Consider the following 16,356-nt stretch of genomic DNA (forward strand, 5'->3'; position numbering starts at 1 on the left):
CGACTCAGGCGGCGGCGCGCTGGCCGCCGCGGCGGTTTTGCCAGGCCTCGACCAGCACCGTGAAGTTGCGGGCCACGGCTTGCTGGAAGGCGGCATCGTCGATCTGGCCGCGCAGCCATTGCAGGGAAGGCTCGACCCACAGCGTGCGGCCCACCATGAAGCCCTTGACGATCGGGTTGGTGGCCTGCGAGAAGCTGTCGGCCAGGTACTGCAGCGGCTGGTTCAGGCCCAGGATGACCGCGCCGCGGCAGTGCGGGTCACGCTCGGCGACCAGCGCTTCCAGGGCGGTCCAGCCGGCGGGCTGCATCGGCGCGAGCTTCCACCATTCCGGCTTGACGCCCAGGTTGTAGAAGCGCTTGACCGCGCGCAGCACGGCCTCGTCTTCCGTGCCGGCCGGGGTCATGGCCTTGGGCGGGATGATTTCGAGCAGCAGCTCGTTGCCGCTCTCGCGGGTGGCTTCCCACAGCTCCAGCACGGTCTGTTCCTGCGCCAGGCGCAGCTCGACCGCGTCGTCGGGGTGGTAGTGGACGAGGCACTTGACGACCTGTTCGGTCGGCCAGTGGATCAGCGCACTGCCGATCGAGCGGGTGCCGTCGAAACGCAGCGGTCGCGAGCCCGGCAGTTCGACCGGGCGGCCGACCCACCAGCCCCGCCCGGTGGCGGCGGCCAGCGCATCGCGGCCGTAGTCGCCGCCGTCGATCAGCACGCCCATGTGGCCCTGCAGCCGATGGCTTTGCTCGACCTGCTCAGCGGCCCCGACCAGCAGCTGCTTCAGGCGCGGGATGCGTGACTCGTCGGTGCCGGCCTCGCGGGCCAGGTCAAAGAACTGGCTGCGGTGGTCGAAGGCCATCACGCACAGCTCGTCCCAGGCCGGCCGGGCGGCGCTGACGCGGTGCAGATGCGCCAGGTTCTCGTCGGCATCGACCTTCGGGTTGCGGCTGCCGCCGAACCAGTGTGTCAGCTCGGCCGGTGTCGGCATCGCGGCCGAACAGGCGTGGCGCGAGACCACGATCGCGCCGCAGGCATTGGCCATCTGGGTCGCGCCGGTCCAGTCCTTGCCTTGCAGCAGGCCGGTCATCAGGCCGGACAGGAAGGCGTCACCGGCGCCCAGCACATTGAGCACCTCGACGCGCTCGCCCTTGTAGGTCGGCGCGTCGTCAATCGCGGCGGGGATCGCGCCCTCGATGACGCAGCAGCCCAGCGCGCCGCGCTTGACGACCAGCGTCGCGGCCGACACGTCGCGCACCGCGCGCAGCGAGGCCATCAGGTCGTCGCTGACGCCGCCGGCGATCAGGAACTCTTCTTCCGTGCCGACCAGCAGGTCGAAGTGGCCCAGCATCTGCTGCAGCTGCAGCGTCACGTTGGCATCGGCGACGTAGCGGTTCTCGCCCGCGCCACGCGAGGTCAGGCCCCACAGCACTGGGCGGTAGTCGATGTCGAGCACACGCACGACGCCGTGGCGGCGCGCAGCGGTCAGCGCGGCGGTGGCGGCGCGGCGGGTGGTCGGCGTCGACAGGTGCGTGCCGGTCAGGGCCAGCGCGCGGCACTGGGCGATGAAGCCCTCGTCGATCAGCGCGGCGTCCACCGCCATGTCGGCGCAGTTCTCGCGCACGAAGAGCAGCGGGAAGGTGTCGCGGTCCTTCAGGCCCAGCAGCACCAGCGCGGTCAGGCGCTCCGGATCGGTCTGCAGCTGGCTGACGTCGCAGCCTTCCTGGGCCAGCGTCTCGCGCAGGAAGCGGCCCATCTGCTCATTGCCCACGCGGGAAATCATGGCGCTCTTCAAGCCCAGCCGCGCCACACCGAAGGCCAGGTTGCCCGAGGAGCCGCCGAGGTACATCTGCAGGCTGCGGGCGTCTTCCAGGCGGCTGCCGAACTGCTGGGCATAGAGATCCACGGCAACGCGGCCCAGGCAGGCAAGGTCGATGCGGCGGCCGGAAGGGAACTGGAAGGCACTCATGGTGATGCTTTCTGACGCTGGCACCCCAGAGCGGGGCTTCATCGGAACGGACTGCGGGAGGGGGAAACCTCGGGGGTCGAGGCGATGGGCGCCGAGTCTAGGTCATGCGAAATGAACTTCGCTAGGGGTAACTCCTCAGAAATTCATTTCCAAAATTCCAAGCGATCGACATACATTGGCGCCGTGCTGAGACGCCGATCCCCGTCGGTGCAGCAGCCAGAACGCGGTGGCGCCCATGGGGGGCGACGCCGAAATCGCGAGGTATCCAGGTGCTTGAAACCCGGATGCCGACGCGGTGCCCCACCCGGGTGTCGACCCTTCCACACGTCCGACCCCGAACGTTCCGCCTTGAGGAGACCTGACCATGAAGAAGATCCTGCTTGCCGTTGCTGTTGCCGGCACCCTGGCCACCCCGCTGGCCCACGCACAGAAAGTCGGCCTGGCCATGGCCCAGCTCGACACCTTCCTGACCATCCTGAAGAACGGAACGCTCGAAGCAGGCAAGAAGGCTGGCGCGACGGTGCAGGTCGAAGACGCCGGCAACGACGTGGGCAAGCAACTCAGCCAGATCCAGAACCTGATCGCCCAGAAGGTCGACGCCATCATCGTCAACCCGGTCGACACCGACGCGACCCCGAAGATCACCAAGATGGTGACCGACGCCAAGATCCCGCTGGTCTACGTCAACCGCAAGCCCGTCGACTTCGACAAGCTGCCCGCTGGCGTCGCCTTCGTGGCCTCCGACGAGAAGGTCTCGGGCACCGTCCAGACCCAGGAAGTCTGCCGCCTGCTCAAGGGCAAGGGCAATGTGCTTGTGCTGATGGGCGAGCTGTCCAACGAAGCCGCACGCACCCGCACCAAGGACATCGAGGACGTCGTCGCGACCAAGGAATGCTCGGGCATCAAGATCGCCGACAAGCGTGAAGGCAAGTGGGACCGCACCCAGGGCCAGGACATCACCACCAACTGGCTGTCGTCGGGCGTGCAGTTCGACGCCATCATCGCCAACAACGACGAAATGGCCCTGGGCGCGATCAACGCGCTGAAGGCCGCCAAGAAGTGGACGCCGGCATCGATCGTCGCCGGCATCGACGCGACCCCGGATGCGCTGGCCTCGATGAAGGCGGGCGACCTGAAGGTCACCGTGTTCCAGAACGCCGCCGGCCAGGGTTCGGGCGCGATCGACGCCGCCATGAAGCTGATCAAGAAGCAGAAGGTCGAGCGCTTCGTCAACGTGCCGTTCGAGCTGGTCACCCCGGCCAACCTGAGCAAGTACACCGGCAAGAACTGATCGGCGCCGGGCTTCGGCCCCGGTGGTTCACCGATCGCGGGCCGCGTCGCATCGTGTCGATGTATGCGGCCCCGGAACGCCCCCGGCGCGATGCTGCGGGGCGTTCCTCCCTGTCGTACGCGAGGTCGCCAGCATGTCTCTCCACGCCCCAGCCGCAGGCGTTGCCGCACCCGTCGCTGCAACCGTCGCTGCAACCGTTGCTGCCAACGAGCCGCCGCTCCTTGAGATCGTCGGCGTGCGCAAGGCCTTTCCCGGCGTCGTCGCGCTCGATGACGTGCGCTTCACGCTGCGTGCCGGCACCGTGCATGCCCTGATGGGCGAGAACGGCGCGGGCAAGTCGACGCTGATGAAGATCATCGCCGGCGTCTACATCCCCGATCAGGGCGAGCTGCGCGTCAAGGGCCGTGCCCTGACGCTGGACGGCCCCCTCGATGCCCTGAACAACGGCATCGCCATGATTCATCAGGAACTCAACCTGATGCCCTACATGACGGTGGCCGAGAACATCTGGATCCGCCGCGAGCCCAAGAACCGGCTCGGCTTTGTCGACCACGGCGAGCTGCGTCGCCGCACCCAGGTCCTGTTCGACCGCTTGGTGATCGACATCGATCCGGAGGCCGAGGTCCGCAGCCTGTCGATCGCCAGCCGCCAGATGGTCGAGATCGCCAAGGCCGTGTCCTTCGACTCGGACGTGCTGATCATGGACGAGCCGACCTCCGCGCTGACTGACAAGGAGGTCGCCCACCTCTTCCGCATCATCAAGCAGCTGCGCGCCCAGGGCAAAGGCATCGTCTACATCACCCACAAGATGAACGAGCTGTTCGAGATCGCCGACGAGGTGTCGGTGTTCCGCGATGGCAAGTACATCGACACCCGCTTGTCCACCGAGGTCACGCGCGACGACATCATCAAGATGATGGTCGGCCGCGAAGTCACGCAGATGTTCCCCAAGGAGACCGTGCCGATCGGCGACGTCGTCCTGTCGGTGCGCGACCTGGGCGTCAACGGCATCTTCAGCGGCGTCAGCTTCGACCTGCGCGCGGGCGAGATCCTCGGCCTGGCCGGGCTGGTCGGCTCGGGCCGCTCGAACGTCGCCGAGGCGCTGTTCGGCGTCGTGCCGGCCACCACCGGCGAGATCCGCATCGACGGCCAGCCCGTGGTGATCGCCAACCCGGCCCAGGCCATGCGCCACGGCATGGCCTTCCTGACCGAAGACCGCAAGGACACCGGCTGCTTCCTGCTGCTCGACATCCTGGCCAACATGGACACGGCGGTGCTGAGCCAGCGCTACGTCAAGTTCGGCTTCGTGCAGGAAGGCGAGTTAAAGCGCGACTGCGAGGCCATGAGTGCCAAGCTGCGCGTGAAGACGCCCAGCCTGGCCGAGGTGATCCAGAACCTGTCGGGCGGCAACCAGCAGAAGGTCCTGATCGGCCGCTGGCTGCTGACCCACCCGAAGATCCTGATCCTCGATGAGCCGACCCGCGGCATCGACGTCGGCGCCAAGGCCGAGATCCACAAGCTCGTGACGCAGCTGGCCGGCCAGGGTGTCGCGGTGCTGATGATCTCCTCCGAGATGCCCGAGGTGCTGGGCATGAGCGACCGCGTCATGGTCATGCACGAGGGCCACATGACCGGCATCGTCGACCGCGCCGAGGCCGATCAGGTCCGCATCATGGAACTGGCCTCGTCGTGATCGCACGCCGCTCGCCGTCCCTTGTCTTTCCGACCCCCACCCCGACCCCGACACAGACCCAGCAGGTAACACCATGAGTCTCCTGAATTCGACCGTGGGCGCACAGTCCATGACCTTCAAGCCGGCCCGCCGCAAGCTGCCTCCGGAGCTTGGCATCCTCCTCGTGCTGGTGGGCATCAGCCTGTTCTTCGAGGCACTGGGCTGGTGGGTCAATGGCCAGAGCTTCCTGATGAACCCCGAGCGGCTGCAGATCATCATCCTGCAGATGGCGGTCATCGGCATCATCGCGGTGGGCGTCAACCTGGTGATCATCACCAGCGGCATCGACCTGTCGTCGGGCTCGGTGGTGGCGGCCTCGGCGGTCGTCGCGGCCAGCCTGGCGCAGGTCTCGGACTTCCCCCGCGCGGTCTTCCCGCAGCTGACCGATCTGCCGGCGATCTACCCGATCCTGGCGGGCGTTTTTGCCGGCCTGGTGATCGGGGTGATCAACGGCTCGCTGATCGCCTACACCGCGATCCCACCCTTCATCGCCACGCTGGGCACCATGGTCGCGGCGCGCGGCTTCGCCAAGTGGTTCACCGGCGGCATGCCGGTGTCGATGCTGACCGACGACTTCGCCTGGATCGGCTCGGGCGCCGTGCCGGTGTTCATCTTCTTGATCCTGGCGGCGATCTTTCATGTGGTGTTGCGCTACACGCGCTTTGGCAAGTTCACCTACGCCATCGGCGCGAACCGCCAGGCGGCCATCGTCTCGGGCATCAACGTCAACCGCCACCTGATCTGGATCTACGCCGTGGCCGGCGTGCTCAGCGGCATTGCGGGCACCGTGACCGCCGCGCGCGCCATCTCGGGCCAGTCGGGCATGGGCGTCATGTACGAGCTCGACGCCATCGCGGCGGTGGTCATCGGCGGCACCTCGCTGGCCGGCGGCCTGGGCCGCATCACCGGCACCGTGATCGGTGTGCTGATCCTCGGCGTGATGACCTCGGGCTTCACCTTCATCCGCATCGACGCGTACTACCAGGAGATGGTCAAGGGCGCCATCATCGTGGCGGCCGTGGTGGCCGACCAGTACCGCCAGCGCAAGCGCCGCAGCTGATCGCCAAACACCGTTTTTCTGGGGAACGGACGCGGCTGGCAGGCGACGACGCCACTGGCCGAACACCGTGTCGAGGCAGGTTCCGCAAGGGGCCTGCCTCTTTTTCCTGGTGCGGGCTCGATCCGCGCTCAGAGGTTCTCCACCACATGCAAGGCCGCTGGCATGCTCATCTGGGCGGCCAGGGTGTGGGCAGTCGTGTGGGCGGCCGTGCGGCGGTCCATGGCCGCGTGCATCGCGGCGACGACGGTGCGGGCGATGCGGCGGGTGGGGGTGGCCAGGACCAGGTCGACCAGGCCGTCGGCCAGGCCGGCGCGGTGTTCGGGCGTCAGCTCGTTGCAGACGGTGACGATGTGCGGGTCCGGCGGGCGGCGCTCGCGCAGCGCGCGGATGATGCCCGCCACGCCGCCGCCGGCCGCGTAGATGCCGACCAGATCGGGCTGGCGCCGCAGCAGGTCCAGCGTGGTCTCGTAGGCCAGCTGGTCGTCCTCCAGGTTGACGAGGGTGTCGAGCACGCGGAAGGCCGGCGCCTGTTCGCGCAGATAGGCGCGAAAGCTCATCTCGCAGACCTCCTGCCCCAGGTAGCGGTAGCTGCCCACAAAGACCGCCACCGGGCCGGGCACGGGCGCCATCCGGCTGATGGTCCAGGCGGCGGTGCGTCCGCTCTTGCGACCGTCGACGCCAACGTAGCCGGCGCGCTCAGGCGCACTCAGGTCCGACAGCAGCGTCCAGCAGGGCTTGCCCTCGGCGTGCAACGTACGGATCGCCTCATTGACGTGCGGGTGCTCGATCGCCACCAGCGCGAGCGCATCGACCTCGCGGCCCAAGTCAAGGATGCGGCGGGCGATCTCGGCCGGGTCGAGCGCGTCGATGTACTCGATCACCGACACCGCCCGCGGCTGCCCGGGCGCGGCCACGGCGGCGTTCAGGTCGTCGGCGAACAGCCGGTAGAAGGACGCATGGCGCTTTTGCAGGCAAAAACCCAGCGAGCGCAACGCCGTGTGCTCGCGCAGCCGCTCGCGCATCAGGCGGGCACCGTGGTGGCCCAGGCGCTCGGCGGCCTCGATGACGCGCAGGGCGGTCGCCTCCTTGACCGGCAAGCGGCTGTTGAGCACCCGGTCGACGGTGGCGCTGCTGACGCCAGCCGCCAAGGCCACGTCGTTCAGGGTCGCTCGGCTGCCCATGGCCCGTCCTCCTGTTCAGTTCCGAAGAACTGATGATGGAAATGCAATGAATCTATGCGCCAGAGATGATGCCTTCTGATGGGAAATGATGGAAGTTCGTTGTCGTCAACGGCGCGCCTGCCTACGATCGCGACCGTCGTCTGGAAATTCTTTTCCATCAGAACGTCGACACGAAAAGGAACCCGAGACATGAGCACTTCCGCCGCACCCGCCGCGATCCGCAGCCCGCAGCCGACCTTGTCCGACTACGCCCTGATCGGCGGGGCGGGCGAGCGCGCCGCCGCTGCCGGGCTGGTCAACGCCAACTGGTACCGCTGCGAGGTGCCGCGCGCCACGATGAAAGAGCTGATGAAGCGCGACGATGCCCACGCCATCCGCGACACCGTCCTCTGGTACGCGCTGATCCTCGCGGCCGGCACGGCGCTGGTCGCCACCTGGGGCTCGCCATGGGCCTGGCTGGCCTTCTTCGTCTACGCGACGCTGTACGGCGGCCCGGCCGACAGCCGCTGGCACGAGTCCAGCCACGGCACCGCCTTCAAGACCCGCTGGATGAACGACCTGCTCTACCAGCTCGCGTCCTTCCAGGTGCTGCGCCGGCCAACCAAATGGCGCTGGAGCCATGCCCGTCACCACACCGACACGCTGGTCACCGGCCGCGACCCGGAAGTGGCCGCTCCCGTGCCGACCGACCTGTTCTCCATGGCGCTGAACGTCTTCGCCATCAAGAACGGCCCGCGTGAACTGATCGCCGTGCTGCGCAACGCCATGGGCCAGCTCGACGCCGAGGAGAAGACCTTCGTGCCCGAGACGGAGTGGCCGCGCCTGGTCAAGGAAGCGCGGGTCTGGGTGGCCGTCTACGCCGCCCTCATCGCCAGCGCGCTGCTGCTGGAGAGCGTCTTGCCGCTGCTGCTGCTGGGCCTGCTGCCGGGCATGGCCGGTGCGTGGCTCTACAACTTCTTCGGCCTGACCCAGCATGCCGGCCTGCCGGAGAACGTGACCGACCACCGCCTGAACTGCCGCACGGTCCACATGAATCCGGTGTTCCGCTTCCTCTACTGGAACATGAACTACCACGTCGAACACCACATGTTCCCGATGGTCCCGTACCACGCACTGCCCAAGCTGCACGAGGCCATCCGCACCGATTGCCCTCCCGCCTACACCGGCACGCTGCAGGCCTATGCCGAGATCATCCCGGCGCTGCTGCGCCAGCGCCGCGAACCGGGCCACTTCGTGCAGCGCCCGCTGCCCGCCGCTGCGGCGCGCGGCTGATCGCCCCCACCCAAGGACCAAGGAGACACGCCATGAGCAACTGGGTCAACGTCTGCGATTTGCACGACCTCGACGACGAGGACGTCATGCGCTTCGACCACGGCGGCAAGACCTACGCCGTCTACCGCTACGACGGCCACGTCTACGCCAGCGACGGCCTGTGCACACACGAGAAGGTGCACCTGTGCGACGGCCTGGTGATGGAACACGTCATCGAATGCCCCAAGCACAACGGCCGCTTCGACATCCGCGACGGCCGTGCGCTGGGCGCGCCGGTCTGCGTCAACCTCAAGACCTGGCCGGCGCGCATCGCCAACGGGCAGATCCAGATCCAGATCGAGGCCTGATCCCAGGATCGGCCCGCCGAGGTCAGAATCGCGGGAACTTATCCGGCGCGGGCGCTGTCACAGCGCGTTTTGCCGGTGAAGGCCGGTGCCTCAGGGGCACCGGCCTTTTGCCTTTCCAACACGCCTCACGGCAACTTTATTTCGAGGGAAACCCATGTTCGACTGGCTCGCCGACCCCAATGCCTGGATCGCGCTCGCGACCCTGACCGCGCTCGAGATCGTGCTCGGCATCGACAACATCATCTTCATCTCGATCCTGGTCGGCCGCCTGCCCGAAGCACAGCGCGACCGTGCAAGGCGGCTGGGACTGTCGCTGGCGATGGGCTCGCGCATCGCCCTGCTGCTGTCGCTGGCCTGGATCATGCGTTTGACGGAGCCGATGTTCACCGTGATGGGCAACGAGATCTCCGGCCGTGACCTGATCCTGCTCGGCGGTGGCCTCTTCCTGCTGTGGAAGAGCGTGCACGAGATCCACGGCTCGCTCGAAGGCGGACACGAGGAGAGCCACGCCGCCGGTGCGGCGAAGGCCACCTTCGCGGGTGTGCTGGTGCAGATCGCGATCATCGACATCGTCTTCTCGCTCGACTCGGTCATCACCGCCGTGGGCCTGGCCGACCAGATCGCGGTGATGGTGCTGGCCATCCTGATCTCGGTGGGCGTGATGATGTTTGCCGCCAAGTCGATCGGCGAGTTCGTCGACCGCCACCCGACCATCAAGATGCTGGCGCTGTCCTTCCTGGTGCTGGTGGGTGTCACGCTGATCGCCGAAGGCTTCGACACCCATGTTCCGAAGGGCTACATCTACTTCGCCATGGCCTTCTCGGTGATCGTCGAGATGATCAACATCCGCCTGCGCAGCAAGATGGCACCCAAGCCGGTGGTGCTGCACAAGGATGCGCCCTGAGCTTGACCGCGTCGCCGCAGCTTGATTGGGCAGGATGACGGCCCCACGCACGGGGTTCAGGCGGCACCTGCTGCTGCAGACCCCTCGCCCTCGCCCTTGATATCACCCTTGACCTGAACCGGGGCGAGCTCCCTCACCCACCCGGCCCGCTCGCCCCGAACACCAGCCGCTCGTCGATCGCCAGATGCGCGCGGTGCAGCAGCATCGCGCCGCCAAGTGCGCAGGCGTTGACCGTCAGGGTCGAGACCTCGATGACGGGCAGGTCGTGCGGGGGCACCAGGTGCTTGCGGATCGAGTCGAGCACCTGGCCGCGCGCCGGCTCGAACAGCGCGGCGACCGGGCCGCCGAGCACGATGCGGCCGGGGTCGAGCACGCTGATCAGCGAGGCAAGGCCGCGGCCCATCCACCAAGCCCAGTCGGACAAGGTGCGTTGCGCGGCGGGCAGACCCGCGTCCAGCGCCGCCAGAAAGGCATCGAGCCCCTCGGCCTCGCCGCCGTGGTGCTGGAAGCGCGCCAGCACGGCTTCGCGGCCAACGTAGCTCTCGAACGAACCCTGCACCGCCGTGCGGGTCTCGAAGCCGTGTTCGCCCAGGTGGATGTGGCCGATCTCGCCGGCCTGGCCGCGTTGGCCACGCAGCAGCCGACCCGCGCTGGCGATGCCGCCGCCCACGCCGGCATCGAGGTAGACAAACAGCGCTTCGGCACCGGGCGGCTGGTCGCGGCCGAACAGCTCGGCGGCGGCAAAGGCGTTGGCGTCGTTTTCGGCGCTGATGGGGCGATGCCAGCCCAGCCGCTCGACCAGCAAGCGCTGGACAGGCACCTGTTGCCAGCCGAGCACCGGTGCGCGCAAGACCACGCCGTCGGACGTCACCAGGCCCGGCACCGTCAGGTTCAGGCCCTGCACGACCTGGCCGCTCGGCAGCTGGCGCATCACGCCCTCGACCATCTCCGCCAGCCGGTCGACCACCGCATCGACCGCGCCGATCTCGGCGCGCCAGTCCAGCGTGCGGCTGTGCACGGTGCGTCCGGCGAGGTCGATCACGACGACCGACAGGTGGCCCACGCCGATGTCCGCGCCGATGAAGGCGGCGTGGCCGGCGTTCAGGTGCACGCCCTGACCCGGGCGACCGGTCTTGGCGGCCACCGGCGTGCCGGTGGCGGTGCCCAGGTCGGTCTCGCGCACCAGGCCTTGTTCGATCAGGCCGACGATCAGGTTGCCGACGGTCGAACGCATCAGCCCCAGCTCGCGGGCCAGGTCGGCGCGGGTGGTCACGCCGTGCCGGAACAGCGCGTCGAGCACGCGGACCTCGTTGATGTGCCGCACGGCACGGGGCATGGACATGAGGCGTCGATCCGGTCAGCGGCTTCAGGAAGGCAGCACCAGCGATGCCGCACCGACCAGCCCGGCATTGGGCCCCAGTGCAGCCGGCACCACCGGCACGTCGCGGAACGGCGGCAGCGCACGCCGTGCGACCTGTGCCGCGATCCCCGCCTTCAACAGGTCGAAGCCGGTCGACACGCCACCGCCGATCACCACCGCCTGCGGACTGAAGATGTGCAGCAGGTTGACGATGCCGATGCCGAGTTCTTCGGCCTCTTGCGCCATGAGTTCGAGCGCCAGCGCATCGCCCGCACGGGCCGCGTCCGACACATGGGCGCCGTTCAAGCCGGGGCCGATGCGGGCCAGCAGGCTGTCCGGCCGAGTGGGCGCCAGCCGGCGCGCGCGCTGACCCAGCGTGGTGCCGGAGGCCTGGGCCTCCCAGCAGCCCTGGTTGCCGCAGGTGCAGGTCTCGCCTTGCGGCTGTGTCGTCATGTGACCGATGTGCGCGGCCATGCTGCGACGCCCGCGCAGCACCTGGCCACCGGCGATGACACCGCCGCCGATGCCGGTGCTGACGGTCACGTAGACGAAGTCGCTCAGGCCGCGACCGGCGCCGAAGCGCCATTCGCCGATGGCCGCGCTGACGCCGTCGTTCTCCAGCACCACCGGGCGTTGCAGCGCCTCGTTGAGCCAGGCCACCAGCGGGATGTCGATCCAGCCCGGCATGGTCGAGATGCTCAGCACCACGCCGGTGACGTTGTCCAGCGGACCGGGCGAACTCACGCCCACGCCGGAGAGGTGTTCCGGCGCCACGCCCTGCGTGACCGCGTCGACCAGCCGCCGGATCTGCTCGACCACGGCGCGCGGGCCGCCCGCCAGGTCGCTGCGCTCGGCCGCCCGAGCGAGCAGTTCACCGTCGGCGCGCATCAACGCCGTGCGGACCTGCGTGCCGCCGAGGTCCACGCCCACGGCGAGCGAACGTCCTGCGGCGGCGGCCGTCATTGCGCGGCCAGCCACGCCATGCGGGCGTCCAGGTTGGCATCGCCGAAGGCCAGCGAGCCGAGCACGACCCCTTCGGCACCGGCCGCGCGCAGCTGCGGCACGGTCTCGTGGCGGATGCCGCCGTCGGCGATGACGCGGATGCGGCCGTCCAGCCCGGCGGCCTGGACCATCGCACGGGCCTCGCGCAGGCGGTCCAGCGCGTCCTCGTGCAGGCCCTTGCCCTTGACGCCGATGGCGGTGCCCAGGAGCGTGATGAACTGGATCTGCGCCAGATAGGGCTGGAGCGTCGCGACCGGCGTCTCCACCCGCAGCACCAGGCCGGGGATGCAGCCACGGCAGCGGATGTGGTCGAGCGCGCCGGTGGCCACGCTGGCGCATTCGGCATGCACGGTGATGACGTCTGCACCAGCGTCGGCGAACTGGTCGATCTGGGCGGCCAGGATGCTGTCCTCCACCATCAGGTGGACATGCAAGGGCACAGGGCTGGCCGCCCGAACACGCGCCATCAGGTCAGGGAACAACAGGAAGGCCGGCGCGAAATGGCCGTCGGCGACGTCGATGTGCAGCAGGTCGGCGTGCGGCTGGATGCGCTGGAGGTCCGCGCCAATGTTCAGCAGGTCGGCCGACCAGACCGAGAACTCGGCGATCGGGCGGGTGGTCGGCAGGCGGTCGAACCAGCCCGGGGCGGGACGTGAGGTGGCGGTCATCAGACGGGACTCCGGAGGTGCTGCCGCAAGGCGGCGTGCAGGTCATGAAGGTAGGCGGCCTTGTCGACCGCCTTGGGCGTGATCGTGACCAGCCGCGCATGGGGCATCAAGGCGGCCAGCGCGCGGGCATGGGCCATGGGGTGTATGGCGTCGGCCTCATGGCCGATGACGGTGACCGGCACGCGGATCGCACGCACCTGCTCATCGCTGACGCCGGGGCCGTCGGCGGGGATGCGGCTGAGCAGCTCGACCGTCTCGGCGATCGGCTCGCGCGCGAAGAAGCCGCGCAGCGAGGCGAGGTTGTCGGGCGCGACCTGGGCCAGCCGGCGCGCGGTCGCACTGGCCTCGAAGGCGGCCAGTGCGCGCTCGGGCTGCATGCGCGACAGCCAGTCGCCGACCTCCAGATTGGGCCGGCCGTTGTCGGGCGCGGGTTCGGTGACCCAGGCCGGCCGCACCAGCACCAGGCTGCGCACCAGCTCGGGCCGGCGCACGGCCAGGCGCAGGGCGATGGCCGCACCCATCGAGATGCCGCCCAGGTCAACCGGTCCGACACCGGTCTGCTCGATCAGCGCGGCAACGTCATCGGCCAGCGTCGCGATCGACAGCTGAGTCGGCTCACCCAGCGGCGAGGCCCCATGGCCACGGCATTCCAGCGTCAGCAGGCGCACGGCGCGGCCGTCGTCCAGCGTCTCCGGGCAGGCCTCGGCGGTCTGCGCAACGCTGCCGCACAGGCCGTGCTGGAAGACGAAGGCAAGCCCGGTCAACGCGTCGTGAACCGCCAGGTCCAGACCGTCACGCCGCAGCGTGCCGCGTTGCAGGCGGTCGGCGGTCATGGGCGGACCTCGATGCCGGCCTCGGCCAGTGCCGCACGCAGGAAGACGGCCACGCCAGCGGCTTCTTCGGCGGCCAGGCCGTGGGTGATCAGCGGGCCGTTGAAGCCCACGCGCTGAAGGCCGGCGAGGTAGTGCGCGTAGTCCAGCACGCCGGTCCCGGCGGTGGCGAAGCGGCCGTCGGCATGGCGGTCCTTGGCATGGCCCATGACGATGCGGTCGGCCAGCAGGTCGATCGCGGCCGACACCGTGTCGCGCTGCTCGGCCAGCGTCGCCACCTCGAACAGGTTGGCCGGGTCCAGCACGATGCGCAGGCGCTCGCTGCCGAGCTGGTCGATCAAGGCGCGGGCCCGCTGCGCCGAGTTCACGACGTTGGCGAGTTCGGGCTCGATGCCCAGCAGGACATCGTGTTCATCGGCGATCTCGATGGCCCGTTCCATCGAGGCCAGCAGGTCGCGCCAGGCTTCGGGCGTGGTGTTGTCCGGGTGCCCGTGCCACTGATCCTGGGCGTCGCGTGTGCCGGTGCACAAGGTGATCACACGCGTGCCCAGCCCGGCGCACGCCGCGGCCAGCGTGGCCAGCCGCGCATGACCCGCCGCGCGCACGGCCACGTCGGGATGGATCATGTTGTAGGTGCCCGAGACGGCCGTCATCGCCACGCCCTGTTCGCGCGCCGCCTGAGCCACCGCCTGCGTCGCGGAAGCCTCGATGGCATCGGGCATCGCGGCCAGACCGGAGCAGGCCATGTTGTATTGCGTGGCCGTGTAGCCGGCCGCCCGCACGGCGGCCAGCACGGTCGATGCGTCGCTGCCGGGGAAGGTCTTGGCAAAGATGCCGAGCTGGATACCGGCCGTGTTCGCCTTGCCCATCACAGGCCGCCTTCGACGTCGGCCAGCCGGACCGGCTTGCCGCTTTCGGCGCTGCGGGCGATGGCAACCATGGCGCGCACCGACTCGACGCCGTCGCGCACATTGGCGCCGGTCATCGGCACGCCCTTGAGCACCACGTCGGCGAAGGCTTCAAGCTGGCGGCGGTAGAAGTGGCCGTCGGCGCCGAGCGGGCGGCGTGTCGTGGCGTCCTTCTCGTGGAAGATCTCGACGTCGCTGCTGCGGTAGTACCAGGGGTTGTAGGTCTTGCCCAGCACGCTGCCGTTCTGGCCGTAGATCTGGAAGCCCTCGTGCCAGTCCATGCGCACCGCGACGGTCAGGTCCATGTGGCCGAGCGTGCCGTTGGCGAACTCGGTCTCGATGAACCAGCAGCGTGCGCCGAAGCGTTCGGACAGGCGGGCGTTGACGCTGACGATGTCACCGGCGAAATAACGTGCCGTGTCGACCAGGTGGCAGCCGTGCGCCAGCATCAGGTAGCGCCGCATGTCGGCCTTCGGGTCCTGCGCCGGCTTCTTGCGCGCGGCGCTGGTCACCATCAGCGGCTGCACCGCGTCGGTCACGGTGTAGCGGTGGGTCGAGTCGCAGTACCACGCCTTGAGCGCCAGCAGCTGGCCCATCTCGGTGTCGATGAAGGCGCGGGCGGCCTGCAGGCCCTCGTCGAAGCGCTTCATGTGTCCGACCTGCAGGATGCGTCCGCTGGCCTCGACGGCACGTTGCAGTTCCAGCGTCTCTTCGACCGTCACACCCAGCGGCTTCTCGCACAGCACATGCTTGCCGGCCTCCAGCGCCTGGATCGCGGCGGCGACGTGGAAGGCGTCCGAGGTGGCGACGATGACGGCCTCGACCTCCGGATCGGCCAGCATCGCCGCGTAGTCCTTGAACTGCTTGCGCGCCGCATGCGTGACCGCCATGCGCTCGCGCAGGTCATCGGCGACGTCGCAGATGGCGTGCAGTTCGACGTTGCGGGCCTTGTTGCAGCTCTCGAAATGGGCGGCCTGGGCGATCGGGCCACAACCCAGCACACCCACGCGCAACAGACGGTCTTCCTTGACAGGCATGTCGTTCGGTCCTTCGCAAGCGGGTTGCATGACACGGCCATGTCGCCGTGTCGTTTGTTTGCTTGCAAAACAAATTTAACGCCGGATGGGTTTGTTGGGGATCGATGCAAACCCTGAGGGAATGCCCCAAGGGGTTCGGCGGAAAGGCCTGAACGTCGGCACACAATGCCCATCCATGCCAACGCCGTAGGAGATCGCCAAGGCCGGAGGGAAGCACGTCGGCCTGGTTCGGCGGTATTCTGGGGAACCCGAGCGACTGATCGAGAAGTCGCTCCGGTCACTGGAAAAGCGGATCGCCGAACATGTGGCCAAGATCAGCGATCCAGCCAGCCAGCCATGCGGCGCCGCAGACCAGCGAGTTGCAGCTTCGATATCTGGTGGAGACCTACTGGCCCAAGGAGATCGAAGGGTTTCGCACCGAAGCAGCCGTCCTTCGTGGACTGCTAGAGGAGAGAAGACATGGGCAGTGACGTGAAGTATCAGGAGACGATGCGCGAGGTGCTGCGGCAACTGGTCGACCGTGCCGCCGAGAAGAGCGGCTCGACCTCGCCCTTCGAGCAAGGTGTCCAGATGGGCTACTTCGAGGCCGTCAATGCCATCCTCGGTGAGTTGGAGACCTTCGGCATCGATCCTGCGGAGGTCGGCATGGCCGGCTTCAACCCGCTGTCGATGCTCGGGCCGCACCAGAAGGCCGCCTGACCCGCCCCAGCAACACGCCCCATGCAGCCCGCCACGCGCGGGCTTTTTCACGTCCGATGACCTGGCCGGTCGAAGCGGCCGAGAAGGAATTGCCGATGACCCCGATGA

Annotated in this window: 15 protein-coding genes; 7 read left to right on the plus strand and 8 right to left on the minus strand. The window is 68.4% G+C overall.

Going from position 1 to position 16,356, the window contains the following annotated elements:
- Window positions 1-4: 4 nt before the first annotated feature.
- Complete coding sequence (locus EV685_RS12580) at window positions 5-1,957, minus strand: bifunctional 5-dehydro-2-deoxygluconokinase/5-dehydro-2-deoxyphosphogluconate aldolase (RefSeq protein ID WP_130482397.1); 1,953 nt, start codon at window positions 1,955-1,957, stop codon at window positions 5-7.
- A 364-nt stretch (window positions 1,958-2,321) separates the two neighbouring features.
- Here EV685_RS12580 and EV685_RS12585 point away from each other — a divergent pair, with 364 nt between their 5' ends.
- The 3 genes from EV685_RS12585 (at window position 2,322) to EV685_RS12595 (ending at window position 6,040) form a co-directional block, all read left to right on the plus strand.
- Complete coding sequence (locus tag EV685_RS12585; protein WP_130482398.1) at window positions 2,322-3,248, plus strand: sugar ABC transporter substrate-binding protein; 927 nt, start codon at window positions 2,322-2,324, stop codon at window positions 3,246-3,248.
- 133 nt (window positions 3,249-3,381) lie between these two features.
- Complete coding sequence (locus EV685_RS12590; protein WP_130482399.1) at window positions 3,382-4,941, plus strand: sugar ABC transporter ATP-binding protein; 1,560 nt, start codon at window positions 3,382-3,384, stop codon at window positions 4,939-4,941.
- A 73-nt stretch (window positions 4,942-5,014) separates the two neighbouring features.
- Window positions 5,015-6,040 carry an ABC transporter permease gene (locus tag EV685_RS12595; protein WP_130482400.1) on the plus strand — a complete coding sequence of 342 codons (1,026 nt, stop codon included), beginning with the start codon at window positions 5,015-5,017 and terminating at the stop codon, window positions 6,038-6,040.
- 128 nt (window positions 6,041-6,168) lie between these two features.
- Here the strand turns inward: EV685_RS12595 and EV685_RS12600 are convergent, their stop codons facing one another.
- Window positions 6,169-7,221 carry a LacI family DNA-binding transcriptional regulator gene (locus tag EV685_RS12600; protein WP_130482401.1) on the minus strand — a complete coding sequence of 351 codons (1,053 nt, stop codon included), beginning with the start codon at window positions 7,219-7,221 and terminating at the stop codon, window positions 6,169-6,171.
- A 189-nt stretch (window positions 7,222-7,410) separates the two neighbouring features.
- On the opposite strand from EV685_RS12600, the gene EV685_RS12605 reads away from it, so the two are divergent.
- The 3 genes from EV685_RS12605 to EV685_RS12615 all read left to right on the plus strand — a co-directional run bounded on the left by EV685_RS12605 (window position 7,411) and on the right by EV685_RS12615 (window position 9,744).
- The gene (locus tag EV685_RS12605) at window positions 7,411-8,493 is read left to right on the plus strand and encodes a fatty acid desaturase (protein ID WP_130482402.1); all 1,083 of its coding nucleotides are present in this window, start codon (window positions 7,411-7,413) and stop codon (window positions 8,491-8,493) included.
- A 32-nt stretch (window positions 8,494-8,525) separates the two neighbouring features.
- A complete protein-coding gene (locus tag EV685_RS12610) occupies window positions 8,526-8,840 on the plus strand; it encodes a MocE family 2Fe-2S type ferredoxin (RefSeq protein ID WP_130482403.1) in 315 nt (104 codons plus the stop codon).
- A 154-nt stretch (window positions 8,841-8,994) separates the two neighbouring features.
- The gene (locus EV685_RS12615; RefSeq protein WP_130482404.1) at window positions 8,995-9,744 is read left to right on the plus strand and encodes a TerC family protein; all 750 of its coding nucleotides are present in this window, start codon (window positions 8,995-8,997) and stop codon (window positions 9,742-9,744) included.
- 133 nt (window positions 9,745-9,877) lie between these two features.
- Here EV685_RS12615 and EV685_RS12620 read toward each other — a convergent pair whose 3' ends face one another.
- From EV685_RS12620 to EV685_RS12645, 6 genes are read right to left on the minus strand one after another with little or no spacing between them, the layout of a single operon-like run.
- A complete protein-coding gene (locus tag EV685_RS12620; RefSeq protein WP_130482405.1) occupies window positions 9,878-11,086 on the minus strand; it encodes an ROK family transcriptional regulator in 1,209 nt (402 codons plus the stop codon).
- Window positions 11,087-11,110: 24 nt separating this feature from the next.
- Window positions 11,111-12,082 carry an ROK family protein gene (locus tag EV685_RS12625; protein WP_242615571.1) on the minus strand — a complete coding sequence of 324 codons (972 nt, stop codon included), beginning with the start codon at window positions 12,080-12,082 and terminating at the stop codon, window positions 11,111-11,113.
- Entirely contained in the window at window positions 12,064-12,774 is a 711-nt protein-coding gene (locus tag EV685_RS12630) for a ribulose-phosphate 3-epimerase (RefSeq protein WP_130482407.1), read from the minus strand. Before EV685_RS12630 ends, EV685_RS12625 begins: the two co-directional genes overlap by 19 nt.
- Window positions 12,774-13,607: an alpha/beta fold hydrolase gene (locus EV685_RS12635; protein ID WP_130482408.1), complete on the minus strand. Its 834-nt coding sequence runs from the start codon at window positions 13,605-13,607 to the stop codon at window positions 12,774-12,776. The genes EV685_RS12630 and EV685_RS12635 overlap by 1 nt, the downstream gene beginning before the upstream one ends.
- Window positions 13,604-14,473 (minus strand): sugar phosphate isomerase/epimerase family protein, encoded by an 870-nt coding sequence (locus EV685_RS12640; RefSeq protein ID WP_242615572.1) that lies wholly within the window; start codon window positions 14,471-14,473, stop codon window positions 13,604-13,606. Before EV685_RS12640 ends, EV685_RS12635 begins: the two co-directional genes overlap by 4 nt.
- Window positions 14,473-15,549 carry a Gfo/Idh/MocA family protein gene (locus EV685_RS12645; RefSeq protein WP_130482409.1) on the minus strand — a complete coding sequence of 359 codons (1,077 nt, stop codon included), beginning with the start codon at window positions 15,547-15,549 and terminating at the stop codon, window positions 14,473-14,475. Before EV685_RS12645 ends, EV685_RS12640 begins: the two co-directional genes overlap by 1 nt.
- A 459-nt stretch (window positions 15,550-16,008) precedes the next feature.
- Between EV685_RS12645 and EV685_RS12650 the strand changes: the two genes are divergently transcribed.
- Window positions 16,009-16,248 carry a hypothetical protein gene (locus EV685_RS12650; protein WP_130482410.1) on the plus strand — a complete coding sequence of 80 codons (240 nt, stop codon included), beginning with the start codon at window positions 16,009-16,011 and terminating at the stop codon, window positions 16,246-16,248.
- Window positions 16,249-16,356 lie beyond the last annotated feature (108 nt).

Source organism: Sphaerotilus mobilis, from assembly GCF_004216565.1.
Taxonomy (GTDB): Bacteria; Pseudomonadota; Gammaproteobacteria; order Burkholderiales; family Burkholderiaceae_C; genus Sphaerotilus; species Sphaerotilus mobilis.